At 51.4% G+C, this 26,087-nt stretch carries 23 protein-coding genes and 5 tRNA genes; 7 read left to right on the top strand and 21 right to left on the bottom strand.

Annotation, left to right across the window (positions count from 1 at the left end; translation table 11 throughout):
* Positions 1-24: 24 nt before the first annotated feature.
* Genes Q399_RS0100550 through Q399_RS0100535 form a run of 4 tightly spaced genes read right to left on the bottom strand, consistent with a single transcriptional unit; the run spans position 25 to position 2,509 of the window.
* Entirely contained in the window at positions 25-447 is a 423-nt protein-coding gene (locus tag Q399_RS0100550; protein WP_031564346.1) for a hypothetical protein, read from the bottom strand.
* Positions 431-889 (bottom strand): hypothetical protein, encoded by a 459-nt coding sequence (locus Q399_RS0100545; protein ID WP_157836193.1) that lies wholly within the window; start codon positions 887-889, stop codon positions 431-433. The genes Q399_RS0100550 and Q399_RS0100545 overlap by 17 nt, the downstream gene beginning before the upstream one ends.
* On the bottom strand, positions 834-1,760 hold the full coding sequence (locus Q399_RS0100540; protein WP_031564342.1) for an electron transfer flavoprotein subunit alpha/FixB family protein: 927 nt from the start codon (positions 1,758-1,760) through the stop codon (positions 834-836). Before Q399_RS0100540 ends, Q399_RS0100545 begins: the two co-directional genes overlap by 56 nt.
* Complete coding sequence (locus tag Q399_RS0100535) at positions 1,760-2,509, bottom strand: electron transfer flavoprotein subunit beta/FixA family protein (protein ID WP_031564340.1); 750 nt, start codon at positions 2,507-2,509, stop codon at positions 1,760-1,762. The genes Q399_RS0100540 and Q399_RS0100535 overlap by 1 nt, the downstream gene beginning before the upstream one ends.
* A gap of 185 nt (positions 2,510-2,694) precedes the next feature.
* Here Q399_RS0100535 and Q399_RS0100530 point away from each other — a divergent pair, with 185 nt between their 5' ends.
* The 4 genes from Q399_RS0100530 (at position 2,695) to Q399_RS0100515 (ending at position 9,813) form a co-directional block, all read left to right on the top strand.
* On the top strand, positions 2,695-4,365 hold the full coding sequence (locus tag Q399_RS0100530) for an electron transfer flavoprotein-ubiquinone oxidoreductase (RefSeq protein ID WP_281172204.1): 1,671 nt from the start codon (positions 2,695-2,697) through the stop codon (positions 4,363-4,365).
* A 159-nt stretch (positions 4,366-4,524) separates the two neighbouring features.
* Positions 4,525-5,325: a 5'-nucleotidase, lipoprotein e(P4) family gene (locus tag Q399_RS0100525; RefSeq protein WP_084164123.1), complete on the top strand. Its 801-nt coding sequence runs from the start codon at positions 4,525-4,527 to the stop codon at positions 5,323-5,325.
* A gap of 226 nt (positions 5,326-5,551) precedes the next feature.
* Positions 5,552-7,096 carry a diguanylate cyclase gene (locus Q399_RS21295; RefSeq protein ID WP_051685635.1) on the top strand — a complete coding sequence of 515 codons (1,545 nt, stop codon included), beginning with the start codon at positions 5,552-5,554 and terminating at the stop codon, positions 7,094-7,096.
* Positions 7,097-7,113: 17 nt separating this feature from the next.
* Complete coding sequence (locus Q399_RS0100515) at positions 7,114-9,813, top strand: serine/threonine-protein kinase (protein ID WP_031564330.1); 2,700 nt, start codon at positions 7,114-7,116, stop codon at positions 9,811-9,813.
* On the opposite strand, the gene Q399_RS0100510 is transcribed toward Q399_RS0100515, so the two are convergent.
* Together Q399_RS0100510 and Q399_RS0100505 are read right to left on the bottom strand one after the other, a co-directional pair.
* Positions 9,810-10,190 carry a hypothetical protein gene (locus tag Q399_RS0100510; protein WP_031564328.1) on the bottom strand — a complete coding sequence of 127 codons (381 nt, stop codon included), beginning with the start codon at positions 10,188-10,190 and terminating at the stop codon, positions 9,810-9,812. The two genes, Q399_RS0100515 and Q399_RS0100510, sit on opposite strands and share 4 nt — an antisense overlap.
* A 49-nt stretch (positions 10,191-10,239) precedes the next feature.
* Positions 10,240-11,202 (bottom strand): aldo/keto reductase, encoded by a 963-nt coding sequence (locus Q399_RS0100505; RefSeq protein ID WP_031564325.1) that lies wholly within the window; start codon positions 11,200-11,202, stop codon positions 10,240-10,242.
* Between the two features lie 155 nt (positions 11,203-11,357).
* Here Q399_RS0100505 and Q399_RS0100500 point away from each other — a divergent pair, with 155 nt between their 5' ends.
* Positions 11,358-12,785 (top strand): SLC13 family permease, encoded by a 1,428-nt coding sequence (locus Q399_RS0100500; protein ID WP_031564323.1) that lies wholly within the window; start codon positions 11,358-11,360, stop codon positions 12,783-12,785.
* A 68-nt stretch (positions 12,786-12,853) separates the two neighbouring features.
* Here the strand turns inward: Q399_RS0100500 and Q399_RS0100495 are convergent, their stop codons facing one another.
* The 9 genes from Q399_RS0100495 to Q399_RS0100455 all read right to left on the bottom strand — a co-directional run bounded on the left by Q399_RS0100495 (position 12,854) and on the right by Q399_RS0100455 (position 17,204).
* On the bottom strand, positions 12,854-13,192 hold the full coding sequence (locus Q399_RS0100495; protein WP_211253129.1) for a CBU_0592 family membrane protein: 339 nt from the start codon (positions 13,190-13,192) through the stop codon (positions 12,854-12,856).
* Positions 13,193-13,309: 117 nt separating this feature from the next.
* Positions 13,310-13,385 (bottom strand) — tRNA-Gly (locus Q399_RS0100490).
* Positions 13,386-13,421: 36 nt separating this feature from the next.
* Positions 13,422-13,508: transfer RNA gene (locus Q399_RS0100485), tRNA-Leu, on the bottom strand.
* 30 nt (positions 13,509-13,538) lie between these two features.
* A tRNA-Cys gene (locus Q399_RS0100480) sits at positions 13,539-13,612 on the bottom strand.
* Positions 13,613-13,635: 23 nt separating this feature from the next.
* A tRNA-Gly gene (locus Q399_RS0100475) sits at positions 13,636-13,711 on the bottom strand.
* Positions 13,712-13,845: 134 nt separating this feature from the next.
* Positions 13,846-14,391, bottom strand: a complete 546-nt coding sequence (gene pgsA, locus Q399_RS0100470) for a CDP-diacylglycerol--glycerol-3-phosphate 3-phosphatidyltransferase (RefSeq protein ID WP_031564319.1) — start codon at positions 14,389-14,391, stop codon at positions 13,846-13,848.
* A gap of 27 nt (positions 14,392-14,418) precedes the next feature.
* Positions 14,419-16,239: an excinuclease ABC subunit UvrC gene (uvrC, locus tag Q399_RS0100465; protein WP_031564317.1), complete on the bottom strand. Its 1,821-nt coding sequence runs from the start codon at positions 16,237-16,239 to the stop codon at positions 14,419-14,421.
* A gap of 30 nt (positions 16,240-16,269) precedes the next feature.
* The gene (uvrY, locus tag Q399_RS0100460; protein ID WP_031564315.1) at positions 16,270-16,923 is read right to left on the bottom strand and encodes a UvrY/SirA/GacA family response regulator transcription factor; all 654 of its coding nucleotides are present in this window, start codon (positions 16,921-16,923) and stop codon (positions 16,270-16,272) included.
* A 190-nt stretch (positions 16,924-17,113) separates the two neighbouring features.
* Positions 17,114-17,204 (bottom strand) — tRNA-Ser (locus Q399_RS0100455).
* 180 nt (positions 17,205-17,384) lie between these two features.
* On the opposite strand from Q399_RS0100455, the gene ansA reads away from it, so the two are divergent.
* A complete protein-coding gene (gene ansA / locus Q399_RS0100450) occupies positions 17,385-18,407 on the top strand; it encodes an asparaginase (RefSeq protein ID WP_031564314.1) in 1,023 nt (340 codons plus the stop codon).
* 143 nt (positions 18,408-18,550) lie between these two features.
* Here the strand turns inward: ansA and Q399_RS0100445 are convergent, their stop codons facing one another.
* From Q399_RS0100445 to Q399_RS0100425, 5 genes are all read right to left on the bottom strand, one after another.
* Positions 18,551-21,265, bottom strand: coding sequence for a DUF349 domain-containing protein (locus Q399_RS0100445; protein WP_031564313.1), 2,715 nt, complete (start codon positions 21,263-21,265; stop codon positions 18,551-18,553).
* Entirely contained in the window at positions 21,255-21,527 is a 273-nt protein-coding gene (locus Q399_RS0100440; RefSeq protein WP_245612838.1) for a YeaC family protein, read from the bottom strand. The genes Q399_RS0100445 and Q399_RS0100440 overlap by 11 nt, the downstream gene beginning before the upstream one ends.
* 10 nt (positions 21,528-21,537) lie before the next feature.
* A complete protein-coding gene (locus Q399_RS0100435) occupies positions 21,538-21,861 on the bottom strand; it encodes a zinc ribbon domain-containing protein (protein ID WP_031564308.1) in 324 nt (107 codons plus the stop codon).
* 85 nt (positions 21,862-21,946) lie between these two features.
* Positions 21,947-23,071: a M14 family metallopeptidase gene (locus Q399_RS0100430; RefSeq protein ID WP_031564307.1), complete on the bottom strand. Its 1,125-nt coding sequence runs from the start codon at positions 23,069-23,071 to the stop codon at positions 21,947-21,949.
* A 155-nt stretch (positions 23,072-23,226) separates the two neighbouring features.
* Complete coding sequence (locus tag Q399_RS0100425; RefSeq protein ID WP_031564305.1) at positions 23,227-24,678, bottom strand: glyceraldehyde-3-phosphate dehydrogenase; 1,452 nt, start codon at positions 24,676-24,678, stop codon at positions 23,227-23,229.
* Positions 24,679-24,832: 154 nt separating this feature from the next.
* Here Q399_RS0100425 and Q399_RS0100420 point away from each other — a divergent pair, with 154 nt between their 5' ends.
* Entirely contained in the window at positions 24,833-25,633 is an 801-nt protein-coding gene (locus tag Q399_RS0100420; RefSeq protein WP_031564303.1) for a DUF2989 domain-containing protein, read from the top strand.
* 57 nt (positions 25,634-25,690) lie between these two features.
* On the opposite strand, the gene msrB is transcribed toward Q399_RS0100420, so the two are convergent.
* On the bottom strand, positions 25,691-26,077 hold the full coding sequence (gene msrB / locus Q399_RS0100415) for a peptide-methionine (R)-S-oxide reductase MsrB (protein WP_031564301.1): 387 nt from the start codon (positions 26,075-26,077) through the stop codon (positions 25,691-25,693).
* Between the last annotated feature and the right edge of the window lie 10 nt (positions 26,078-26,087).

The raw sequence follows: 26,087 nt of genomic DNA, 5'->3' as shown, positions 1-26,087 counted from the left end.
TTTATTACTTCTCAAATTCTAACGTTAATTCTGCGCATCCAGCAACATGCATTGCTGTTGCCGGCACGCCGGTACCGGGGCCAGCAATTGCTGACAAGTGCTTCGTAAGCCTAAGCGTTGTTGCTGTTCCTGCCGCGTTCTGGTGTAACGGTCGTTGGTAATGGTCAGCATTTTCTGGTCAGTTTGCTGCGTCGAGAACAACAAAAACTGCTCTGGGCCACCGCAGGGCCGCGAACCAATACCGATCACCTGACATTGCTGGTCCGTGTTGCAACTTTTATCTGCCGTCAGCTTTTGCATACGCTGATACAACTGGCGACCATCAACCTGCATCTGAGCCAGCGGGCCATCAAGTTCAGTCAGCAGATTCTGGTTCTGCGGAGGAGTCTGAGCACAACCAGCGAGCCACAACAGTGAAACCAACGAACATTTACGTAACAATGACATTCAAACTTCCCAGAGCAAGCGCAATGCCGCAAATTGTTAAAATGATGTAAGATGGATAGAGTAACAAGCCGGTATCACCAGTCAAGATGACTATCGCAAACTCTTGTACAAAAATTGTCAGCGAGTATGACAGAAAAAAATTACTCAGAGCCATGCTGCTTTGGCCACCGACAAGCTCTGGGCACCACGTGCCTGCATTGTTGCTTTTCGCTGAGCTCAAAGCGTTTATCAGGCAGGATGCCAACAGCTTGGCATCCTGAAATCCCTGATTCACTGTACCGTACATTCTGTACATCGCCACAAATTGCTCCTGCATTTGCGGCGTACCGTACATCCTGTACATAAAAAAAAGGCCGCATAAGCGACCTTCTTCTTCAAAGCTGATTTCAAAGTTTGGCTTCAAGCTCTGGCAGAATTGCGAACAAATCGCCGACCAGACCATAATCTGCCACCTGAAAAATCGGCGCTTCCGGGTCTTTGTTAATTGCGACTATCACTTTAGAGTCTTTCATCCCGGCTAAGTGCTGGATAGCACCGGAGATACCTACCGCAATATACAAATCCGGCGCCACGATTTTGCCAGTTTGACCGACCTGCATATCGTTTGGTACAAAACCGGCGTCAACTGCTGCACGGCTGGCACCAATAGCAGCATTGAGTTTGTCCGCAATGCCTTCAAGTAGCTTGAAATTATCACCGTTTTGCATCCCACGGCCACCGGAGATAATCACAGAAGCCGCAGTCAACTCAGGACGCTCAGATTTAGTCAGTTGCTCATCGACAAAGACCGATAAACCCGCCGCAGACGGTGCTGTCAACGTTTCGATCACAGCTGAACCACCATTTGGCGCTGCTGAGAAAGCGGAACTGCGTACTGTGATGACTTTCACCGCATCAGCACTTTGCACTGTGGCAATGGCATTACCGGCATAGATAGGACGGACAAAAGTGTCAGCGCTCTCTACCGCGATAATGTCGGAAATTTGGCCAACATCCAGCATGGCAGCCACGCGTGGCAGGAAATTCTTCCCGTTGGTTGTGGCGGAAGCCAGAATATGGCTGTAGCCATTAGCAACAGACAGCACCAATGCAGCGATTTCTTCGGCTAACTGATGCTGGTAAGCGGCGCCATCCGCGACTAATACTTTACTGACGCCTTTCAGCGCAGCAGCTTCAGCGGCAACGCTCTGGCAACTGTGGCCGGCAACCAGTACGTGAATATCGCCGCCAATAGCCAGCGCCGCAGTCAAAGTTTTTGCCGTATCGGCTTTTAATTGAACATTGTTGTGTTCGGCAATGATTAAAATGGCCATCAGATCACCTTCGCTTCATGCTTTAACTTGTCGACCAGCGTGTCGACAGAATCCACTTTGACACCCGCCTGACGAGTCGCCGGCGCTGTGACTTTCAGCACTTTGATTTGGCTATGCAGTGACACGCCCAGCGAGTCGGCTGCGATCACATCCAATGGCTTTTTCTTCGCTTTCATAATGTTTGGCAGCGATGCGTAACGTGGTTCGTTTAAACGCAGATCTGTCGAAACTACCGCTGGTAAATTCAGCGCCACCGTTTGCAGGCCGCCATCGATTTCGCGGGTGACATTGACTTTGCCATCAGCTACGACCACTTTTGAGGCAAAAGTGCCCTGGCCCATGCCAGTTAAAGCCGCCAGCATTTGTGCTGTCTGATTGTTATCAGAATCAATGGCTTGTTTACCAAGGATCACCAGCTGTGGCTGCTCCGTCGCAACGACTTTGGCCAGCAGTTTGGCCACTTGCAGCGATTCAAGGCTTTGCTCGGTTTCCAGTAAAATGGCACGGTCAGCGCCCAACGCCAGTGCTGTACGCAGTTGTTCTTGCGCCAGAGCAGGTCCAATCGACACCACCACAACTTCGGTTGCGACACCAGCTTCTTTTAACCGCACCGCTTCTTCTACTGCTATTTCACAGAAAGGGTTCAGCGCCATTTTGACATTGGCCAGGTCCACGCCGCTCTGGTCGGCTTTCACCCGCACTTTTACGTTGTAATCAATCACCCGTTTGACCGGCACCAGAATTTTCATCAATGCACACCCCTGCTGTTTTCGGGTCAAGTTTACGTAAAGGTAAACTTCAGACCATTTCAATGCCGGACAATCTAACCAGTGTTGACGTTAACGTCAACCTGAAATACCCTTGCCGGCAACGCTTTTAAAAAAACCAGACAAGAATAGCAGTTAACAGTGCAAAAACTGTTGATGCAGCGCAAATCACAGCAGCGAGGTGGCAAATGGAACGGGAATCGATGGAGTTTGATGTAGTCGTAGTCGGTGCCGGTCCGGCGGGCTTGTCAGCGGCGATCAAACTGATGCAACAGGCAAAAAACGCAGGTTCTGAACTCAGCGTCTGTGTGGTAGAAAAAGGCTCTGAAGTCGGCGCGCATATCCTATCCGGCGCGGTATTTGAACCGCGGGCATTAAATGAACTGATCCCGGATTGGCAGGAAAAAGCAGCGCCATTGACCACAGCGGTCAGTCATGACGATATCTACTTGCTACAAAACGCTGACGACGCACGCCAAATCCCGCATTTCGCTGTGCCAAAAACCATGCACAACACCGGCAACTACATTGTATCGATGGGCAATGTCTGTCGTTGGCTGGCCAGTCAGGCCGAAGCGCTTGGCGTCGAGATTTTTCCGGGTTTCAGCGCAGCCAGTCTGATCATTGAAAATAATGTGGTCAAAGGCATCATCACAGGCGATATGGGACTGGATAAACATGGCGAACAAAAAAGCAGCTTTGTCGCCGGTATGGAACTGCGCGCCAAATACACTTTGTTTGCCGAAGGCTGCCGCGGTCATTTGGGCAAAGAGCTGATTAAACATTACCAGCTCGATAAAGATTGCTCACCACAGCACTATGCGATTGGTTTTAAAGAAATTTGGGATATAGATCCAAACAAACACCAGTCAGGCCTGGTAGTGCATACCGCCGGCTGGCCACTGGAGCGAGGCACATCCGGCGGTGGTTACCTGTACCACGCCGAGAATAACCAGATAGTGGTTGGTCTTATCATCGACCTCAATTACAGCAACCCGCACTTAAGCCCGTTTGATGAATTCCAGCGTTATAAACACCACCCGGTGATTGCGCAGTATCTCAAAGGTGGCAAACGTGTTTGCTATGGTGCCCGGGCTATTGCCAAAGGCGGTCTCAACAGCTTGCCGAAAATGACCTTTCCGGGCGGGATGTTATTGGGCTGCGATGCCGGCACGCTGAATTTTGCCAAAATTAAAGGCAATCACACCGCGATGAAATCAGGCATGCTGGCCGCTGAAACTGTGTTTGAAGCACTCAGCCGCGGTGATAGCGGTGGCGAGGATCTGCAAAGCTTTAAAGGCCGGTTTGAGCAAAGCTGGTTGTTTGATGAGCTGTACCGTTCGCGCAATTTTGGCCCGGCCATGCATAAATTTGGATCCATTCTCGGCGGCGCCTTTAACATGATCGACCAGAACTGGTTTGGCGGCAAACTACCGTTTACGCTGAAGGACAACAGTGTCGACCATGCCTGCCTGAAACCTGCTTCGGCCTGCGCCAAAATTGCTTATCCAAAACCGGACCAGACCTTGAGTTTTGATAAGTTATCGTCAGTGTTTTTGTCCAATACCAATCACGAAGAAGAACAGCCTTGTCATTTACAGCTGATTGACAGCACTATTCCAATCAAAGTGAATCTGGCGATTTACGATGAACCGGCGCAACGGTATTGCCCGGCTGGTGTCTATGAAATTGTCGGTCAGGAGTCAGGTGAACCGCGCTTACAGATTAATGCGCAAAACTGCATTCACTGTAAAACCTGTGATATTAAAGATCCGTCGCAGAATATCCGCTGGGTGACGCCGGAAGGTAGCGGCGGCCCGAACTATCCGAACATGTAATAACAAACAGGCAGCTCAGGCTGCCTTTTTGTTGCGTTTCACAGACATACCGTCTGTTCCATCGCAGTTTGGCCATGGAAAGCGCCGCTTAACGCAGCTGCTGTTGAATTTCAGCATGAACTCAGTATGATCGGCGTTTTTCTCTGTCAGGACTTGTTTATGGCCTTCTCCACCGTTTTTTTGTTGGCAGCTGCTGCAGCGACTGCCCCGCATGACAACATGAATGCTACCTTGTGGTATCAGACCTCCGCAGAATTTCGTGCCAACAGTCTGCAAACTTATAAAATGGCCAGCCTGACAATCAAAGAAGCACTGACTGACAGAAACTGGACCGCACTGCCGACCCAAACCAGCGATTTCCAACAGCTGCCACCAGCCATCATCGTCGATATTGACGAAACTATTCTGGATAACTCCCCTGCCGCAGCACAAGCCATTCTGGAGCAAGACACTGGTTTTAACAGCAAGCGTTGGGATAACTGGGTTGCAGCCGCGAAAGCTAAAGCCGTACCGGGCGCAGTAGACTTCCTCAATCTGGCCGGCAAAAACGGCGTGACAGTGCTTTACATCAGTAACCGTGAATGTGCGCCAAGGGCCAATAGCAAAGACGTCTGCCCGCAAAAAGCTGATACGTTGAAAAACCTGCAAGCCACTGGTATTACACAAGTTGACGCCAGCCAGTTGTGGTTAAAATCCGAACAGCAAGACTGGACTTCAGAAAAAGAAAGCCGCCGGTTAAAAGCCGCACAACAATATCGCGTCATCATGCTGGTTGGCGACGATTTTGGTGATTTCCTGCCACAGGTGAAAAGCAAGATCACCCCGGCTAAGCGCTTTGAACTGGTCGACCGATACCAGCAATATTGGGGCTCACGCTGGTTTATGCTGACCAATCCAACCTATGGCTCCTGGGAAACGATTCTGCAGCAGCCGAAACAGCAATATCTGCAAGGATTTTAACCAGACAACTTCCGGTGTCTGCACCCAGGCTCTGTGGGGGAGCCTGGGTCAGCCCTGTGATTTGTTGCTGATAAAGGAATAGATCCGGTATAAACTCGAAGCTTAAACGTAACAGAAGCAGAAGTGATGACCAGAACGCACTTGTTTGACTGCTGGTTTGGCGCCCCAAAATCGTCGTGGACCAACTGTATTCAGGCAAGACCGGTTGTTAGGTGGAGTGCATAACATGAATGACCCCATGGTGCTCGATTTAGAATGGCTGCAGGGCGATAAGCACCATGCAGTCCGCCTGACGCTGGACGATACTCCTATCTCTATTGGCCGTGACCCGGTCAATCTGCTGGTTCTGCATGACCCCAGCGTATCACGCCAGCATGCAGAGATCCGCCTGACGCCACAAGGGCCGGTCCTGCGCGATAAAAGTTCCCGATTCGGCACTCAGCTCGACCAGCTGTTGTTGCAACCTTCGCAACCAGTCCCGCTGCCGTCGCAATGTGAACTATGCTTTGGCCGCCAGAAAGTCACGCTCAGATATGAAGCAGAACAGCATCACGAGCAGGATTTTGCTGTCTGGGCGTTACATGATTTACAACAACGCATTGACGACATGCAGCAGCATAGTCTGGGCGCTTTATTACAGCTCAGCCAGCAGGCGCAACCATTGCCGGAGCTGCAACAATATCTGCGTGGACAATTCCTGCAGTTGCAGCAGGCCGCTCAACAGTGGTCTGCGCAAAACAGTCTGTTACAGCGCCTCAATACACTGGTGAACCAGACCCAGGGCTATCAGGTTTTGCTAGAGCACGCAGTGCCGATGATTGCCGAAGTGTTGGGTGCACGGCGCGGTTTTGTCTTAATGCCAGACAAACGCCGTCAACAATTTCAACGCCACGCCTGCTGGAACTATACGCCAGCACGCGCAGACGGCCAGCCAGAGCCGGCAGAAACACTGGCGCAGGATTGTTTCGAGCGCCAGGAACTCAGGCTACTCACCACGCCGCTGCCGGACCATTTCGGCAAGTCACCCGCCGAACCTGCAGTCACAGGTGAACTGGCGATGCCGCTGCAGGCAGACGGCGAGACTTTGGCAGTGCTTTATCTGGACAGCACCAGGCCTGAAGGTTTTAACCAGCTACAGGAAACCTTCTGCAAAACGCTGCAGGCACAGCTCGGCCTCGCGCTGAAAAATGCCATCACTATCAGCCGCGCACTGTGTGACGACCTGACCGGTTTATGCAGCCGCAGTATGATTGAAGAGCAGATCACCTTATCGATGGAACAGGCGAAAAGGTACGGTCAACCGTGCAGCCTGATTTTTATCGATTTAGATAATTTTAAGCAGATCAACGATCAATATGGCCATTTCGCCGGAGATGAAGTGCTGCGCGCAGTCGCAGCCCTGCTAAAAACGCTGGCGCGTAAAGCCGATCGGGTCGGCCGGCTGGGTGGCGAAGAGTTTCTGGTGTTAGTCAATAATACAGAAGCTGATAGCGCATTGATTTACGCCGAGCGCATTCGCGCCGACATTGCTGCGTTGCAGCCGCAGGTTGCTGGTCTGACGCTGAATATCACCGCCAGTATCGGTGTCGCCGGATTCCATCACGCCCTGCATAATCTGGCGTACCGCTTTATCGACTGTGCCGACCAGGCAATGTATCAGGCCAAACACAGCGGTAAGAACCGGGTTTGTGCGCACAAACCGACCAAATTACAATTGCTTGATACCGGCAGCGAAATAGTCAAATCCGGCAACCGGAGCTCGCAGGCGTGATTTGTCCGCAGTGTGAGATGTCCAACCCAATGACAGCCGGCCATTGCGACTTCTGCCAATCCGATCTGCCATCACAGCTTGAGACACAAATGCCGGGCGACAGCGGGGTTTCTGTCGCTGCACCACAGCCGCCTGCCGGGTTCGGGCACTACCAGTTACTGCGTCAGGCCGGGCAAGGTGGTATGGGCGTCGTTTATCAGGCTTATGATGTGACGCTGCAACGCCCGGTGGCGCTCAAAGTATTACAGTTGCAGCGCCAGGGGCAATCCGCCGGGCAGCAGTTGCTGGAAGAAGCCCGCCTGGCTTCATCATTACAGCATCCAAATATCGTCACCGTCTATGATATTTCCCGTAGCGAACAACAGAGCTACATCGTGACGGAATGGCTGGAAGGTCAGACGCTGGATCAATACCAGAAACGCTCGTTGAGTTTACCGGACAAATTGCATTTGCTGGCGCAGATTGCTGCCGGTCTGGCAAGCGCCCATCAGGCCGGTGTGATACATCGCGACTTAAAACCGAGCAATCTGATGGTGTGCCTGCCGGCAAAACAAGTCAAAATTCTCGATTTCGGCATGGCAAGCCGGCAACGACGTTTACAGCAGCAAGCCGACCTTCAGGGCGCGGCCCTGCCGCCGGTGTTATCCAGCCAATTAGATACCCAGTGGTCAGCACACACGACCGCGCACCAAATCAAAGGCACGTTGCCGTATATGGCGCCGGAACTCCTGCAAAGCGACGACGACGCCACTATCCACAGCGATGTGTTTGCCTTTGGCGTCGTGATGTATGAGCTTTGTTATGGCGTGCATCCGTTTCTGCGCGACACTGCTGAAGAGACGATGCAGGCTATTGTGCAACAAAACCGGCGCGTGCCAAACCCGCAGCCGAACCTGCCGACAGCCTTGAAAAAGCTGATTGAGCAATGTCTTTCACGCCACCCGGCTCAACGCCCTGCCGACCTGCATCACGTGGCTGCAACACTCACCAGATTGCAGCAGGATTTGTTACAGCGAGTCCGTTTCGGTCGCTGGTATCCTCTGGTGCGCTGGCAATTCTGGGCAGGTCTGGCGCCGGTTATTTTGCTGGTAAGCCTGTGGCTTGGCCAACAGTCAGTAGATAAGGAAAAACTATTGAGTCAGGGCAAAACCCTGGCCCTGATGCCGCTGCAAAATATCGGCGCAGATCCTTCAGTACAGCAATTTCTGACCGGCATGTCGCTCAGTCTGAGCCAGGATCTGGCGCAAATTGGTCAGCATAATGGCAACATTTGGGTCCTGCCGCCGGCTGAGCTCGGTCAACTTGAGAAAGTCAGTGCCAAAACTGTCTTTCAGCAATTTCAGACAGAATTAGTGATCACTGGCAGTTTGCAGCATCTGGGGAACACGCGGCGACTGGCGCTTAATCTGCAACATGGTGCTGACGGGCGCATTTTGAGTTCAACCGAGATCGATTTGGCGTTGGACAACTGGGATTTAGCCCAGCAGCAAGTCAGAACCGCCCTGCTGAGCCTGCTGGATTGGCAGGTTCCTGGTGATCTGGCTTTATCAAAAGGCACTGCCATCAACGACATTGCTTATAAGGCTTATCTGACTGGCATGAGTTACCTCTACCGCCATGATTACAAAAATAATCTGGAAAAATCACTGCAGCAATTACAACTGGCTGTAAACGCAGATGCCAATTTTACCGAAGCGCGTTTTGCGCTGATTGAAGCCATTTTACAGATGGCCAGAGTTCGCGATATCCACCACTGGTTACCACAGGCCGAACAACTGACCAATGAGTTAGCGCAACAACTGACCAAAAACACCAGGTTACTAACATTGCAGGCTGATATTGCGAAAATGCGCAGCGATTATAACGAAGCTGTCGTTTTGTATATGCAAGCGCTGCAACTGAAACCAGACAACGCCATGCTGCACTTTGGTTTGGCGCGGACCTATGACCTGGCAGGTCAAACCGCTGCCGCCGAACAACATTTACAGCAGGCTGTACAGATCAGCCGCAGCTGGTATTTTATCAATGCGCTGGCGGTTTTTTACTATCAACATCAGCAGCTGGACAAAGCAGAAGCCAGTTATCGCGAGCTCGCCGGATTGGCGCCCAACAACGCGACCGTTTTACAGACGCTTGGCGCTATCCAGTTCAGCCGCAGCGATTTCAAGGCCGCGCTGGCCACTTTCCGGCAGGCGGTTGCTATTGATGGCAATGCAGTCAATCATTCCAATATCGGGACTTTATTGTTTTATCAGCAGCAGTATCCTGAAGCCAGCCAACACTTTGCGCTGGCCGTAGAGTTAAAACCAGACAACTACCAGCTTTGGGGCAATCTGGCCGACAGCTATCGCTGGGCTGGACAACCAGACAAAGCCCAGCACAGTTATCAGCAAGCCATCCGACTGGTGAGTCTGTTACTGGAAAAATCACCAAAGTTACAAAATGCCAGACTGCGGCTTGGTCTGTATCTGGCAAAATCCGGCCAGCATCGGCAAGCACTGCAGGAGCTGGCCGCGGCAGGTGAACTGCTCAAGCCACAGCAATTGATCAATGCCGCCCAAATCCTCGAAATCAGTGGGCAACGCGAAGCCGCCACCAGCCAGCTGCAAAAAGCGCTGCAGCTGGGCTATGAATTTGCCGCGCTGGAAACAGAACCCGAATTTAAACAGCTATTGCAACAGCAAGTGCTGGTGCGCCCTGCGGCTAAAACACTTTAATCTTCAACATCACCGCCATTGACGATGATTTCCGGATCGCGCTGATAAATCACCTGCGTACCACTGCTGTTTTGCACTGTGACATAAACCGCATAAGCGTTATACATCGCCACTTTTGCCGTCGCTGTGTCCTGACTGACGGTTTTTTCAGCACTATAAACATTGCCTTGGGTTGGTGTGGCACCAAAGGAATAACGTAAGGCATTGGCCACATCAAAAGGGTTGTTAAAATACAGGCCCCAATCTAACAAGGTAAAACCGCTTTCATTGTTCAGCATAAACTGAACTGTTTCGCCTTTATTGGCTGAAATCGCTTTTTGACCGGCCGCTATTTTAATTTTGCCGGCGCTGGTGAGAGTAAAACTTTGCGTAACCATCTGATTTCCTTGATTGTACTGTAATTACATTCTTTGCATGCTGCAGCTGTTATGGCAACGGCTGCCCCCGGCTTGCCACATAAAGGGCATACCAGTGTTCGCGACTGAGCTGAACATCCACCGCCTGGCTGCAGGCACGAATGCGTTCAGGGTTCACAGTACCAATCACCGGCTGGATGCCAGCCGGATGGCGCATCAACCAGCCAAGTACTATGGCTTCAGCACTGACCTGATAGTCTGCGGCAAGCTGCGCGACCAAATCGGCAGTACGCTGCTCATTGGCAGATAAGTCCTTACCGGCCCCACTAAAACGCCCCTGCGCCAGACTGCCCCAGGCCTGAATTTGTACTTTATTCAGCTGACAATATTCCACAGTGCCATAACCGAAATAGTGACCAGCGCCCTGCGGCATGCCAGTCAGTACATTCGCTTCCAGCCAGTCCAGATTGGCCAGACTCATTTGCAGCTGATTCACCACCAGCGGCTGCTGCAGCGCTGATTGCAGCAACTGTTGTTGCGGCACGCCAAAATTCGACACGCCAAACTGGCGGACCTTGCCACTTTGTTGCAGCCGCTGCAGCACTTCTGCTACTTCGTCGATTTGCATCAAAGGGTCTGGCCGGTGCAACAGCAGGATATCCAGATAATCGGTTTGCAGCCGCCGCAAACTTTGGTCAACACTGTCAGAGATGTAACCGGCACTGAAATCATAACGCCCGACATGATGTTCGTCTGCAAAACGGATAGCGCACTTACTTTGTAATACCAGACATTCGCGCAGCTGCGGCTGCGCCGCCAGAAACTGACCAAATACCGCTTCGGCCTTACCACGGGTGTAAATATCGGCGTGGTCAAAACAGTTAAAGCCGAGCTCCAGCGCGGCTTCGATGGCAGCAAAACCCTGTTGCTGTCGCTCTGCGGTAGTGTGTGACGCATTCCAGTCACCACCCAGCCCCATACAGCCAAACACCAGCGGGGACACATCGGGAAAATATTGTTGTAAAGCCAGCATTTAACTGCTCCTTTTTGTAAATTCTATCGAGTCTAACTGAGTCAGCCCCTGTGTCCAAGCCTGTGCACTTACCAGCAACGCAACAAATGGATGACCCTGGCGATAAAAGCCGTTAGAGTCTGATGCAATACCCTTTTCTGACATACCGGAGCCTTATGCCTCGTCGTCAAATATGGTGGTTGTTGGCAGGGCCGGCAGCACTGCTTTTATTCAGTCTCTGGACTGTGCCTGGCCTTAGCAGCAAGGCCAGTGTGCTTTGTGGTGTAACCTTGTGGATGGTGATTTGGTGGATCAGCGAAGCAGCGCCCATTCCGGTCACGTCGTTGTTGCCGATGTTGTTGTTTCCGCTCTTGGGGATCAGCTCAGCGGAAGCCGCGACCTCTCCCTACGCACATCCGCTGATATTTATGTTTTTTGGCGGCTTTTGTTTATCCATCGCATTAGAGAAAACCGGCCTGCACCAGCAAATTGCCGAACGGGCACTTCGCCACGTTGGCGGTGCCCCTGCACGGCAATTGGCGGCCCTGATGGCCATCACTGCATTTTTATCGATGTGGATGTCCAATACCGCCACAGCCGTGATGATGCTGCCGATTGCCTTGTCGATTGTCGCCGCAGCGCCGCAAAGCAACCAAGCGGCATTGGCTCCGGCATTATTATTAGGTGTGGCTTATGCTGCCAGTATCGGCGGTATTGCAACTTTGATTGGCACGCCACCAAATGCGCTACTGGCGGCTTTTCTGGAAAAAACTTATCAAATCAAACTTGGTTTTGGTCAATGGATGCTGCTTGGCGTGCCGCTGGCACTGGCCATGTTAGTGCTGTGTTGGTTTTGGCTGAGCCGCGTCTACTTCCGGCTGCATTTGCTGCCAGCGGCCTGCGACCGGGCCGGAAAGACATTAATGCCACTGTCTGCGTCGCAGCGTCAGGTAGCAGTGGTTTTTCTGCTGACAGCGCTGTGCTGGATTTTCCAGCCGTTACTCAGCAAATGGAGTGGCCTTGGCTTGAGCGACACTATTATTGCGCTCACCGCTGCTTTTGCGCTGTTTTTACTGCCAGTGACGCAGCCACGCAACACTACTGCTTCACCAGGCCCGACAGCTGCCCAGCCAGTGCTGAATTGGCAAGACAGCGAAAAGTTACCCTGGGGCGTGCTGCTGTTATTTGGTGGCGGCCTGAGCCTCGCCGGTCAATTACAGCAACATGGCGTTTCTGATGCGCTGGCGCAGTTGTTTCAGGGCTTACAGGGTGTACCGGCGCTGTTTATCATTGCCGGTGTCGCGCTGCTTATCGTATTTTTGACCGAGTTGACCAGCAATACCGCTGTCGCGGCCGCGTTTTTGCCAATCCTGGGGCCGGTAGCGCTTAGTCTGGATTTGTCGCCACTTTATTTAGTAGTACCGGCGGCGCTGGCCGCCAGTCTGGGCTTTATGATGCCGGTCGGCACACCACCCAATGCCATAGTATTTGCCAGCGGCCAGCTGCAGATCCGCGATATGATCCGTGCCGGCGTGGTGCTGAATATTTTCGGTGTTTTGCTGATCACGCTGTTCTGCCAGTTGATTCTGCCGTTTTGGTTATAACCAGTCTGCTGGTTCGAGACCATAAAAAAACCGGGCCTGCTGCCCGGTTTGTATTTTGACTCTGCGATCTATGCGGCTGTTTGCGTCTTACTGCTCCGGCGGTACTGCACCAGACCAATCACTGACGCCGCTATCCAGAATACTTCAATGACAAAGCTGGCAAGATTGAAGTTAATACAAAGGCTGAACAACAAAAACAATGCACCCACCAGATTCATCAGGTTATAAGTCAAACCTCTAGGTGACACTTTGTTGAGTTGTAACAGAAAAAAGGCACCGACCACCAGCGAGGTGCCGGCCATACCGATAATGTCTGCAAGCAGATCCATATTGAGGTTTCCACAAACAAGCTGAAGTTCGTCCAAAACAGGCTGGCCCTTTCCATGGGGAGGACGATTCTCTGGCATCTGAAGATGCTTCCGTGAGACAGCTTGGCCGGGAGCAGCTGGCGCTTTAATCAGCAAATACAGCTTTCCCACAAAAGCAAAAAGGTCTTTGTTTCCAAAGACCTTTTTGCTTTAATTTGGAGCGGGCAACGAGACTCGAACTCGTGACCTCGACCTTGGCAAGGTAGCGCTCTACCAACTGAGCTATGCCCGCATATTTGTTTCTTACTGCTATGGTGTTGACAGTAAGTGGTGCCCGGGGCCGGACTTGAACCGGCACGCCCTTTCGAGCGAGGGATTTTAAATCCCTTGTGTCTACCGATTTCACCACCCGGGCAGACAACGATTTGTGTTTTAACTTGCTAAATGGAGGCGGGTCCCGGAGTCGAACCGAGGTGGACGGATTTGCAATCCGCTGCATGGCCACTCTGCCAACCCGCCATCAACAACTTTTCAGATTAATTTGGAGCGGGCAACGAGACTCGAACTCGTGACCTCGACCTTGGCAAGGTAGCGCTCTACCAACTGAGCTATGCCCGCTTCATCTGAAAAGGCGTTTGCCTTAACACGAGCTGCATTCTACTGGGTTTAATAAATCCGTCAACTCAAAACTTGGCACTGCTGAACTGTTTGCTCAATTTTTAGCAAACCTGCAGCTTTTGTATGCGAAGCGCTTAATTTTGTTGCAGATATTTCCAGGCCGCTTGCAAATAAACCACCATAGACCAGACGGTCAGCACAGTGGCAATAAACAATAAAAGCATGCCTAAATCCGTGATCCACTGCACAGGCTGCCAAATTAAACCAATCAGGGCCAGCATCTGGGCAGCGGTTTTTAGTTTGCCCATTTCAGACACTTTAACCTGCGCGCTTTTGCCAAGACCAGCCATCCATTCACGCAGACCGGAAATAATGATTTCCCGGCTGATCATAATAAATGCCGGAATCGTCACCCACAGCGTTTGCATATCGACAGCTATCAGCACCAGCGCTGCGGCGACCATCGCTTTATCAGCGACCGGGTCGAGAAAAGCGCCAAAAGCGGTTGATTGCTGTAGTTTACGCGCCAGATAACCGTCTAATGCATCGGTAATGGCTGCCAGCCAAAATACAAAAGCAGCGAGGAAACGGGCGTGTTCATGAGTTGAATAAAAGCAGAAAACGAAGACAGGAATCAAAAAAATCCGGAACAAAGTTAACAGGTTAGGCACATTCCACATCAATAAGTCTCAATTCTGGGCATTTTTTTAGTTGTTATGACAAGCCTGATAAATCAACTCAGCCTGCGCTTTGGAGATCCCCGGCACTGTCGCCAGCTCAGCGACTGATGCTTTCAGCACGCCTTGCAAACCACCGAGGTATTGTAACAAAGCTTGCCGGCGTTTCTCACCTATTCCGGCAATATTTTCCAGCGGGCTTTGGGTGAACTTTTTACCACGTTGCTGGCGGTGTCCGGTGATAGCAAACCGATGCGCCTCATCACGGATATGCTGGATAAGATGCAGCGCGGGGTCATCTGCGGGTAAATTAATCGCGTGATGAATTGAGTTGATCAACAGCGTTTCCAAACCAGGTTTGCGGCTGGTGCCTTTGGCAACGCCGAGTAACAGCGGCATTTTCGCCAAGGGCCAGTCAGTGAAGAATTCAATCGCCTGACTGAGCTGACCGGCGCCACCATCTATCAAGACAATATCTGGCACCCTCGCCTCATCACTAAGCTTACCGTAGCGTTTTTTCAACGCAAAACGCATCGCTGCATAATCATCGCCCGGCGTGACGCCTTCAACGTGAAAACGCCGGTATTCGGCTTTATCCGGTCCTTTGTCGTTGAATACCACACAAGATGCCATGGTCTGATTGCCCATGGTATGACTGATATCAAAACACTCCATCCGCTGCAGCAGCTCAAGTTTTAACACCTGCTTCAGCGCCCGATAACGCGCAGCCATGTGCGCAGCCTGACTGACTTTGGTATCGCAGGCGGTGCGGGCATTTTTATTGGCTAAATCGAGATAACGCGCTTTTTCGCCACGTTTTGCCGCGTTTAACACGACCTTGCGGCCGGCGGCAGCACTGATGGCTTCGGCAATGCTGTCGGCATCTTCCAGCGTCTCGCCAATGACAATTTCACGCGGAATTTGCTGACCACCCATGTTGTTTAAATAAAACTGCAGTAAAAACGCCGGAAATATTTCTTCAGCATCAGTTTGTTGCGGCAGTTTCGGGAAATAGGTCTTAGTGCCGAGGATTTTCTGGTCGCGTACATACAACACATGCACAGCCGCCACGCCATGCAGATAACAAAAGCCAAGAATGTCCATTTCTTCATGGTCACCGCTGACCGCCTGCTGTTCCTGCACTTTACGCAGCGCGATGATCTGGTCACGCAGCTGCGCAGCCAGCTCAAAATCAAGCTGATTGCTGGCGGCCTCCATTTGCTGCACCAGGTCGTCGATGACCTGCTGATTTTTGCCCTGCAGAAACAACCGGGTCAAGCGCACCTGCGCGGCATAAGCCTCATCAGAAATTTTACCAACACAAGGTGCCGAACACAGCTTCAACTGATATTGCAGACAAGGCCGGGTGCGGGCGCGATAAAAACCGTCTTCACACTGGCGCACCGGAATGACCTTCTGTAATAGTTTCAGGCTTTCCCAGACTGCACCAGCACTAGGATAAGGGCCAAAATACTGGCCAGGCACTTTTTTCGGTCCGCGGTGCGCTGTAATGCGCGGATGTTTATGATCAGTCAGCAGAATATAAGGAAATGATTTGTCGTCGCGCAGCAATACGTTGTATTTAGGCATGTATTGCTTGATCAGGTTGTTTTCCAGGATCAGCGCTTCGGTTTCGCTGTTGGTGACGGTGAACTCAACAAAAGCAATGTTTGCCACCAACGCGCGGGTTTTAATGCTGTCGACATTACTGCGGAAATAACTGGCCAGGCGTTTTTTTAGATCTTTGGCTTTACCGACGTAGATGACCTGAGATTTGTCACCATACATGCGGTACACGCCGGGCGCACCCGGCACAGTTTTTAAAAAAGCACTGCTGTCAAACGGCGGCATCAGCGTCTCGCAATCCAGGGAAAATGGGGATCAGGCAATATTGATCATGCCATGGCGAATAGCGAGATGAGTTAATTCAACATCACCACTGATCGCCAGCTTTTCAAACATGCGATAACGGTAGGAATTGACGGTTTTGGCGCTGACATTCAGCTTGTCGGCAATATCATTGACCTTCTCACCCTGGGTGATCATCAGCATGATCTGCATTTCACGGTCAGACAGTTCATCAAAGGGGTTATTGCTGTTGGACTGGATTTTACTGAACGCCATTTTCTGCGCCACTTCGTCAGAAATATAACGATGGCCATCAGCGACCCGTTTAATCGCAGTGATCATTTCGGAAGGTGCGGCATTTTTGGAGATAAAACCCGAAGCGCCCATCTGCATCACCTTAGTCGGCACCGGCTCTTCGCACGATACCGACAAGGCCAGCACGCGAATATCCGGGCAATAATGCAAAATACGTTTGGTGGCGTTCATGCCGCCAATGCCGGGCATATTCATGTCCATCAGTACCACGTCTGGTGGCAACTGCCCTGCTGCTTCATTGCGGCAATATTGCACCGCGGCTTCGCCTGAGCTTAAATCGGCAACTACACGGATCCCTCGTTCTTCCTGCAAAATCCTGCTGATCCCAGTCCGGACCAATTCATGATCATCCACTATCAGAACGTTAATCAATTGCGACGCCTCATTATCCTAAAATAGTAAGAAACAGCTTAAACTGCGTTAGCATAGCCGAGTGAATTTGATTTTGCTATGGCAAAAAAAAGCGGCGAACCATGATTTATTAAAATGAATAGAATCAGAAAGATAATATATTTTCGTGAACGGCAGGCATAAAAAAACCACCGAAAGGTGGTTGATTTAGTGGCGGAGAGAAAGAGATTCGAACTCTTGAAGGGCTACTAACCCTCGCCGGTTTTCAAGACCGGTGCATTAAACCACTCTGCCATCTCTCCGCGATAGGCGGCATAATAAGGAGCCACTGCGGCCTTGTAAAGTTCTTTTTTAGCTACATCAGCGCGTTTGCTCAGCTTTTGTCCAACCGGCGGTATTTTTGACGCTGGTCACTACTGGTCCACCCTGACAGTGAGGCTGCGCTTGCGTACAATAGATAAAAATCAACAAAAGACCCTGCCATGAATAACAGCAAGAAAAAACGCATTTACGTCGCCTACACCGGCGGTACTATTGGTATGCAACACTCAGCCAATGGTTTTGTACCGGTACCGGGTTTTCTCAGCGACACAGTCCGCAAGATGCCGGAGTTCTACCGCGCGGAAATGCCGGAGTTTGATATCCACGAATATCACCCGGTGATTGATTCCTCAGACATGACGCCGGCGCACTGGCTGAGTATCGCCCATGACATTCAGCAGCATTATGCCGATTATGATGGTTTTGTAGTGTTACATGGCACCGACACTATGGCGTATACCGCATCGGCCTTGTCCTTTATGCTCGAAGATTTAACCAAACCCGTCATCATCACGGGCTCGCAAATCCCACTTGCGCAGCTGCGCTCAGACGGCCAGGTCAACCTGCTGAATTCGTTGTATCTGGCTGCCAATTACCCAATCGCCGAAGTTTGCCTGTATTTTAACAACCAGCTGTTTCGCGGTAACCGCGCCACCAAAGCCGATGCCGACGGCTTTAACGCATTCGCCTCGCCGAATTTTCCTGCGCTGCTGCAGGCCGGTATTCATATCGAAGTCAAAGCCGGCGCGTTGTTTCAGGGCACAGTCAAGCAGAGCCTGAAAGTAGCTGAAATTACGCCACAACCGATTAGCGTCGTGACTTTGTATCCTGGTATCAGCACCGATGTGATTGCCAATATGGCCGCAGCACCGGTGCGGGCTTTGATTATCAAATCCTATGGTGTCGGCAATGCGCCGCAGCAACCCCAGTTGCTTGAGGTTCTGCAACAAGCCGCTGAACGCGGCACTGTGATTGTCAATTGCACCCAGTGTTTCAAAGGCAAAGTGAATATGGGCGGTTACGCCACCGGCAATGCGCTGCAACGCAGCGGCGTCAGCAGCGGTTTTGATATGACGCTGGAAGCCGCACTGACCAAACTACATTATCTGCTTAGCCAGCCGCTGTCGGCAGACGAAGTCCGCCGCCAGATGCAGCTGAATTTACGCGGTGAGCTGACGGTATAATCTTGCTGCCAGATTTCAGTCATAAAAAAACCACCGGGAGTGGTTTTTAACGACGCAAAGCGTTGGCCTGAAAGGAGAGCGCCATGGATGGCAGCGAATAAAAAACCACCGTCAGGTGGTTTTTTTATTTCGCTCAACAGCTGTCAGGACAGGTATAAAGCCCGTACCCGCGCCAGTAATTCCGCTTCACCGGCCTGCACAGGACCATGCTGTAGCCAGCGACCAAGTAGCTCATTCTGGCTGATGTTATCGCCGCTGTTATGTTTGTCACTGAGTAACTGCATCTGTACCCGTTGCCGATCAGCCGTCAACACTGCCGGCGATGGCACGCCTGCAGCCCATTCCAGCGCCAGTGTCAGATCTGCACGACTCATAGTTTCCTGCTGCTGATTAAACACCAGACGATACAAGGCTGGCAGTTCTGTCGGCTGTACCTGCGGGTTTTCCAGTGCACTGAACAACTGCAGGAATTGCCCCTGCTCTGCCTGCTTCTGCACCGCAATAAGCTGCTCACTGATTTGCTGCCGTAACTGCTGCTGCTGCTGGCGTAAATCTTTGTCGTCGCCGGTGTCCACCTCGTTGAGTTGCTGCAGTTGCACACGCAACTGCGCTTCTGTTAACTGGGCAAATGGCACTGCACTGACTTCTGCCAACAACGCAGTGATATCTTGCCGCCAGGCGTCAAGCTGCGCCGATTCCGCATCGCGCTGCTGCTGACGACGGGCAAAAAATGCATCACAGGCGCTGCGGAATTCGGTCCACAACTGCTGGTCCAGCTTGCTACCGGCAAAACCAATTTGCTTCCAATGCTGTTGTAACTGTTTCACCTGCTCAACCTGAGAGCCAAGGCCCTCGGTGGCGAACGCAGTCGCCTGGGCAATCAACTGTTGTTTTGCTGTGGCGGCTTGCTGATAGGCCTGTTGTTGCAACTGTTTCAGCGGCGCCAACGCCTCTTTATAAGCCTGTTGTAAAGCGCCAAATTGTTCGCGACCCACAGGGCCGGCTTGTTGCCAGGCTTGTTGTTGCTGTTGCAGCAGGGTATCTAAAGCCCGGCCTTGCGGCGGATTGGTCTGTGCTGCTAATAGGGTATCGATGACAAGCTGGCGACTAATAGCTGCCTGAGCTCTTTGCTGATCTTGTTCAGCATAAAATTCCCGGCACGGTGCAAACGCCTGCTCAGACAATTGATTAAACTGCTGATTCAGCGCTTCATCCAGATCAGCATCGGCACGCCCTAAAGTGTTCCACTGCGCCCGCGCTTGTTTAATCTGATTGGCTCTGGCACTGATAGAAATCGTCTCATCAGCAATGAGCGCCTGCAGCTCCGCAATCAATGCCTGTTTACGGGGCGTCGCGATATAGGCTTGTAAGTCTGTCAGTTCCGCAATGAGTTCAGCACAAAGCTGCACTTCTTTTTCAAGCTGCGCCTGTTGCGCCGCATTCAGCTGCACCAGATCCTGTTGAATACCTTTCCATAAGCCAAACAACACTTTAAAGCGACCTTCGCCGTGCAGACGCTTAAACTCCGCGACTTTGCTACGCAGCTGACGTAGCTGTTTTTGTTGTTGGGCTAATAAGGGCTCACAATGTTCCCGCCATTGTGTGGCAAGCGCGGTGTAACTATCGGAGAATTGCGCCGGCAGTAAAGCACCGGCGCTACGACTGACCTGCTGCCAGTTTTTTTGCCAGACCTTAAAGCCCTGATATGCCTGTTCGACCTGATCCGCTTGCGGCAATGGCTGCGCGGAAAGTTCTGCTAACAAACGCGCCGCGAGGGCTAATGACTCGGCCAGCTGCGGGATTTGATCCAGTTGCTGTTGCAACTGCGAAATATTTTGTTCCAGTTGACGCTGCGTCTGACCATCCAGCTGTTCAGTACGGATTTGCGCCTGCAGCGTATCTAGCGCCTGTTGCAGGCCACTGGCCGACTCCAGGTCGCCGGACGCCAGCAACTGACCTAAATCGCGCTGCAGCACCTGCAATTGCAGACTAAATTGTTGCAACAGCTTTTGCTGTTGCTGTTGCTGCAGTTGTCTCGCCTGCTCTGCTGCCAAAGCCGCCAGTTTTGGCGCAAACATCGTCTCGGTCAGCTGTACAATCCGCTGATATTTGCTAACGCATTCGCTCGCTTCTTCAGATGGCAATACACTGAGTTCAGGCTCCAGCTGTTGCCACTGCTGCTGCAGTTCCTGCCATTGTTGCTGCGCCACCGCGATATCGGTTTTCTCCCGCACAGCATTGAGACGAGCCAGTAACAGCACCAGCTGTTTTCGCAGCCGCTCCGGCTTCTGTTTTTGCTCCAGCCGGTTGGCGAGTTCGGCCTGTAGTACCGTCTGTAATTCAGGCTCGCAGTGCCGGCTGGCTTTTTCCAGCGCTTTATCGTCGCTAATTAATCCGACTAATTGCTGCTTTTGCTCAAAAGACAACACTGCATCGGACAGCGCGGCTAAGTACAAATCCTGGCGTTGCAGGCGCTGCAACAACAGCAGTTTTAATGCGGCATCAGTTTCATGCACCGCCAGCTTTTCCAACACACTACTGCGGTGACATTCAGCGATAAATTGTTGTTTTAATTGTGCAGAAACCCGGTTATCCAACAACATCTGCACCAGTTGCTGCTCGGCAAACTGGCGTAGGCGTTCAGCCGGCTCATGTTTACTGGCCTGCCACCATAATGAAAACTCGTTCAGGCGTTCCAGCGCTGCCCGGCGCACCGCCTCAGTGCCATCGTTAAATGCCAGCTCGTGCAGGATCTCTTTTTGCTGCGGTGTTTGTTGGTCGAGCTGCGCTATCGCAGCTTGTCGGACAGAAGGATTTTCGTGTTGCCATTTTGGCTTAAACCAGCGCTTAAAGATCATCGTGTGCAAACCTTGCGATTGACTGCTCAGCACTGAATTGTGCTTTCATTTCCGTTTTTGATTTGATCACCATCTGGCCATCGGCGCCGACAGTAAAAGGCTCTGCTGACTTCAGCACGCGCGCCTGATAAGCCATCACCAGCTGCATGCTTTGCTCCTGCTGCTGCGACGTTAAAGGCGTACCGTCTGCCCAACGGCTAGTCGCTACTGCGTCCAGCAGCTTTTGATAGGTGTCAGCCGACATCGCGCTGACCATCGCCATAAAATCCACGTTACGTCCTCTTAAACATCACCATGCGGACTTTGGAAATAATGTAACCGGCAGCCCCCACGGCCATCACCGCATAAGTAAGCCAGGACTGCCAGCTGCCTTCTTCCGGTGCGCGGAAATACCACCAGACAAAACTGCCCAGCAGCAATACCACCGACAACATTGCATGATTGTTGATGCTCTGTGCTAACGCCATGCGTTTATCACGTTGAATTTTTTCAATTTGTTCCGGGGAAACTTCGGCAAGACTGTTGCCACAATGTTGGCAGCTGGCTGCCTTACTGGAGATTTTTTTGCCACAAAACGGGCACGCCACTATCGCCATAATTACCTACCTGAAAAACCCACGGCACTATAAAACAAAAGGCCGGCTTTGCAAACCGGCCCGCTGTGATTATACCCGCGTCAGATCACAACAGATCAATGACCGCCCGCACCGCAATCAGCGTATCATTGCCAAGTTTTTTCGAACGCACATCAGACCAGCCAAACTGCGCATCCGGCAAATTCGCGTTGTCTTTAAATGGCATCTCAAAGGTGTAAGCCAGACACTTAAACTGTTCAGCAACCCAGGTCGAAGCAATGGTCAGATTAGCCTGGCCCGGCGCGTCCAGCTCATAACCGAATTCGGTCTGGAACTCCGGCGTCACTGCCAGCAATGTTTGTTTAAATACTGTTTCTAACTGTGCCATTTTGGCATTGTAAGACGGCACGCCTTCAGCGCCGGCGACAAAGTTGTATGGCAGGTTTTCGTCGCCGTGAATGTCGAGGAACATATCAACGCCGGTCTCGAGCATTTTTTGCCGGACTAAAAAGACTTCAGGGCTTTTTTCCATGGAAGGCGTCTGCCATTCGCGGTTCAGGTTGACACCCGCGGCATTGGTTCGCAGATGACCACGCACGCTGCCGTCCGGGTTCATATTCGGCACTACATAAAACACCGCTTTATTCAGCAGTTCACGGGCGACACCGTCATCTTGATCCAATAAGCGGTCCAGCAGTCCTTCGACAAACCACTCCGCCATGGTTTCACCCGGGTGCTGACGTGCGGTTACCCAGATTTTTTTCTTGCCATCGGCTGGTTCGCCAATCACCAGCAAACTCATATCGCGGTTATCCAGCGTATTGCCTAAATCCACCAATTGCGCCAGGCCTGTCGCTTGTGCCTGACTGAGCAAATCCATATGCCGCTCGTAGCTGTATGGCGCAAAATAAGCGAAATAACAGGACTCAGCTTCCGGATAATGCGTGATCACCAGATGTTCACCGTCATAAGCGGTATCTACCCGGAACCAGGTTTCGCGGTCATAAGAGGCAACGGCTTTGTAGTCGGCCCAGCCCTTTGGATAAGCGGAGGTATTCACGTTGGTCAGGCGAATGGTGTGAGGTTCAAAGCTGTCGCTGTGCAGCCGGAAATGAAACCACTGATAAAATTCAGACATATTGTCTTTGCGGATCGCCAGACGAATGTCGTCAATGCGTTCGGCTGAAATCACGTCGATATTGCCACTGTCAAAATTACAGGTAATTTTCATTATAAGAGTTCCGCGCAGGGTAAAAAGGACCGGCGCAGCCTATCACAACAGCGCCCCGCCTGTCTCGCGATGTGCACTGACAAGCGGATGTTGAGCCGGGCTGCAGACAAACAAAAGCCGCCCACAGGCGGCTTGCAAAACCAATCGCAGCTTAGTTACAGCGCAACCGGCAAGGTTGGATACAACACACCGGCCATTTCGTTCATCACGCGGATAACCTGCGTGCTGTAGCCAAACTCGTTATCGTACCAAACGTACAACACACAGCGGTCGCCATCGACGATAGTTGCTTGTGAATCAACTACACCGGCGTAACGTGAACCGACTAAATCGCTGGAAACGATCTCAGTGGAGTTGGTGAAATCGATCTGGTCCTGTAAATCTGAAAATAACGACACTTTTTGCAAATAAGCATTCAGCGCATCGCGGTCGGTCGCCTTATTCAGGTTCAGTGACAAAATTGCCATCGACACGTTTGGCGTTGGTACGCGGATCGCATTACCGGTCAGCTTGCCTTTTAATTCCGGCAGTGCTTTGGCCACCGCAGAAGCAGCACCCGTTGAGGTAATGACCATGTTCAGTGGCGCAGCACGGCCACGACGCTCGGCTTTGTGGTAGTTATCAATCAGATTCTGGTCGTTGGTGTACGAATGCACAGTTTCTACGTGGCCATTGCGAATGCCATATTCGTCATTTAATGCTTTTAACACCGGCGTGATGGCATTGGTGGTGCAGCTGGCGGCAGATACAATACGGTCATCTGCGCTGATCATTTTATGGTTGACGCCATAAACCACGTTTTTCACTTCACCCTTGGCCGGTGCAGTCAGTAGTACTTTAGCTGCGCCTTTGGCTTTGAAATGGATAGACAGTTCTTTGTCATCTTTCCAAATACCAGTGTTATCAACGACTAAGGCATCATGGATATCGTAAGCTGTGTAATCCACTTGCTCAGGAGAGTCGGCATAAATTACTTTGATAAAAGTGCCGTTGGCTTTGATGCCGCCATTTTCGTTATCGATAGTGATGCTGCCGTTAAAAGGTCCGTGGATCGAATCGCGACGTAATAAGCTGGCACGTTTTTCTAAATCGCCTTTGCGGCCGCCACGTACAACAATGGCGCGTAAACGCAATTTGGCGCTTGGGCCGGCGCGTTCAATCATCAGACGTGCTAACAGCCGGCCAATGCGGCCAAAACCGTATAACACCACGTCAGTTGGTTTAATTTTGTCATCCTGACCGAGTAAATCCGCCAGTTCGCGTTGTAAGTACTGCTCAAGTGTTAAACCTTCGGCAGCATTTTTGTAAGTGTAAGCGAATGCCAGTTTACCCAGGTCGATCCGGCCTGGTGCCAGATCTAATTTGCTGATGGCTTCCAGCACCGGGAAACTCTCACGCAGACGCAGTTTTTGTTGCTCAAAACGTTCCACTGTTTTGTGGGCTTTGATGACGTCGATCGTAGTGGCATTCACCAGCGGCTTGCCATAGACCACCAACTCAATGCCTTTATTCCGATACAGCCGGCCAATAATTGGCTGCATATTTTCGGCGTATTCCTGGCGTTCCTGCCAGCTGCGTTGATACTGTTCTTCGTGAGATAAGGTCATGCTGTTTTGCCTTTTACTTCAGTTATCGAATGTTCGGGGACAGGTGCCACAGCGGGCGGCACATTGTAATTGAATTCGTAACCCTACAACAACAATTACAAATGATTTTTTCTGCGCATTTGCGTATGCTGGTCATTCTGAGCTCGGAGGAATTATGCAAAAACCTTGGCCGCTATTGCCTTTATTGTTCGTGTTGGGTGCCTGTGGTGAGAAAGAACTGAATATCACCCAGGTCTGTCAGGAAAAACCGGGCCTTTGTACTGATTTAGTTGAAGATGGCCATTGCCGGATTGAACGGTCCGAAACGATTCTGGCGCGTTATGGTGAACAGAAACTCCCCTCCGATGCCAACAAATACCGGCTGCTGCTCGATTTCGAAAAGTACTCCAAATGTATGGAGCTGGCCAAAGGCATTGAACACATCAAGCTCAAAGAAAAAACCACTGCGCGGGTTAACAGTTATATGGTGTCGTTAAATGAAATCAAGCGTCTGACCGAGGAAACCAGGACCTCCGAATATCCAGGGTTGCTGTATTATCATTGGTCACGGCACCAAAGCCAGGAACATCTGGAAAAGTTTGAACGCGCCGCCAAAGCCGGCGAGTTGAACACGCCGGATCTGAAATTTGCCCTGGCTCGTTATTACATCGAAAAAGACAAAAAGCTGGCGATACAAACCATGCTGGATGCATTAAAGCTGTATAAAGCCGGCGACGTGGTCGACACCGATATATACACCAGCCTGACCACTTTGTATTTCAAACAAAACCAGCTGGCAGAATCTTACCATTGGGCTTTAGTTGCGCAGGAGTCCGGGGTTGAACGGATTGAATTTGATTTGATCTTAAAATCAGCCAAGGACAGCAGCGCGCTGGACAAAGATAAGATAGAAACGCTGGCCGACCAAACTGTTGCCGGATTAGAAGCAGGCCAGTTTAAACCACCGGTGTTTTAAAGTCCGGTTCTATTCAAATTAAACAAAAAACGCGGGTACTTCCCGCGTTTTTTATGTTTAGTCTTTAGTGCCATCAAAAATCAACGACACCGAATTGACACAATACCGTTGTCCGGTTGGCGCCGGGCCATCGTCAAACACATGGCCTAAATGGGCGTCGCAATGCTGGCAGAGGATCTCGGTGCGCTGCATGCCATGCGACAAGTCAGGCGCATAACGCACTTGTCCCGGTAACGCCGCAGAAAACGACGGCCAGCCGCAACCTGCGTCAAACTTAGTCGCGGAACTGAATAACGGCTGGTGGCAACAGACACAGCAATAAGTACCGGTCGCTTCGTTATACAGTAAAGTGCCGCTAAAGGGATACTCAGTGCCTTTTTGCCGCGTGACGCGGAATTCCTCATCACTGAGTTTTTCGCGCCATTGTGCATCACTGAGTTTCATCACGCCGCTC

It is taken from the genome of Rheinheimera texasensis DSM 17496 (genome assembly GCF_000711985.1).
GTDB lineage: Bacteria > Pseudomonadota > Gammaproteobacteria > Enterobacterales > Alteromonadaceae > Pararheinheimera > Pararheinheimera texasensis.
This window is presented reverse-complemented; position numbering and strand designations above follow the sequence as displayed.

What these genes read in the sequence shown, in the direction of transcription:
- msrB (WP_031564301.1), bottom strand. Translation starts at nt 26,077, where the DNA reads ATGAAACTCAGTGATGCACAATGGCGCGAAAAACTCAGTGATGAGGAA.
- Q399_RS21295 (WP_051685635.1), top strand. Translation starts at nt 5,552, where the DNA reads ATGAATGACCCCATGGTGCTCGATTTAGAATGGCTGCAGGGCGATAAG.
- Q399_RS0100440 (WP_245612838.1), bottom strand. Translation starts at nt 21,527, where the DNA reads ATGGCGATGGTCAGCGCGATGTCGGCTGACACCTATCAAAAGCTGCTG.
- Q399_RS0100550 (WP_031564346.1), bottom strand. Translation starts at nt 447, where the DNA reads ATGTCATTGTTACGTAAATGTTCGTTGGTTTCACTGTTGTGGCTCGCT.
- Q399_RS0100445 (WP_031564313.1), bottom strand. Translation starts at nt 21,265, where the DNA reads ATGATCTTTAAGCGCTGGTTTAAGCCAAAATGGCAACACGAAAATCCT.
- Q399_RS0100435 (WP_031564308.1), bottom strand. Translation starts at nt 21,861, where the DNA reads ATGGCGATAGTGGCGTGCCCGTTTTGTGGCAAAAAAATCTCCAGTAAG.
- Q399_RS0100430 (WP_031564307.1), bottom strand. Translation starts at nt 23,071, where the DNA reads ATGAAAATTACCTGTAATTTTGACAGTGGCAATATCGACGTGATTTCA.
- Q399_RS0100540 (WP_031564342.1), bottom strand. Translation starts at nt 1,760, where the DNA reads ATGGCCATTTTAATCATTGCCGAACACAACAATGTTCAATTAAAAGCC.
- Q399_RS0100515 (WP_031564330.1), top strand. Translation starts at nt 7,114, where the DNA reads ATGTCCAACCCAATGACAGCCGGCCATTGCGACTTCTGCCAATCCGAT.
- Q399_RS0100545 (WP_157836193.1), bottom strand. Translation starts at nt 889, where the DNA reads ATGGTCTGGTCGGCGATTTGTTCGCAATTCTGCCAGAGCTTGAAGCCA.
- Q399_RS0100510 (WP_031564328.1), bottom strand. Translation starts at nt 10,190, where the DNA reads ATGGTTACGCAAAGTTTTACTCTCACCAGCGCCGGCAAAATTAAAATA.
- Q399_RS0100425 (WP_031564305.1), bottom strand. Translation starts at nt 24,678, where the DNA reads ATGACCTTATCTCACGAAGAACAGTATCAACGCAGCTGGCAGGAACGC.
- Q399_RS0100525 (WP_084164123.1), top strand. Translation starts at nt 4,525, where the DNA reads ATGGCCTTCTCCACCGTTTTTTTGTTGGCAGCTGCTGCAGCGACTGCC.
- Q399_RS0100505 (WP_031564325.1), bottom strand. Translation starts at nt 11,202, where the DNA reads ATGCTGGCTTTACAACAATATTTTCCCGATGTGTCCCCGCTGGTGTTT.
- uvrC (WP_031564317.1), bottom strand. Translation starts at nt 16,239, where the DNA reads ATGCCGCCGTTTGACAGCAGTGCTTTTTTAAAAACTGTGCCGGGTGCG.
- Q399_RS0100500 (WP_031564323.1), top strand. Translation starts at nt 11,358, where the DNA reads ATGCCTCGTCGTCAAATATGGTGGTTGTTGGCAGGGCCGGCAGCACTG.
- Q399_RS0100535 (WP_031564340.1), bottom strand. Translation starts at nt 2,509, where the DNA reads ATGAAAATTCTGGTGCCGGTCAAACGGGTGATTGATTACAACGTAAAA.
- Q399_RS0100495 (WP_211253129.1), bottom strand. Translation starts at nt 13,192, where the DNA reads ATGCCAGAGAATCGTCCTCCCCATGGAAAGGGCCAGCCTGTTTTGGAC.
- ansA (WP_031564314.1), top strand. Translation starts at nt 17,385, where the DNA reads ATGAATAACAGCAAGAAAAAACGCATTTACGTCGCCTACACCGGCGGT.
- pgsA (WP_031564319.1), bottom strand. Translation starts at nt 14,391, where the DNA reads ATGTGGAATGTGCCTAACCTGTTAACTTTGTTCCGGATTTTTTTGATT.
- Q399_RS0100420 (WP_031564303.1), top strand. Translation starts at nt 24,833, where the DNA reads ATGCAAAAACCTTGGCCGCTATTGCCTTTATTGTTCGTGTTGGGTGCC.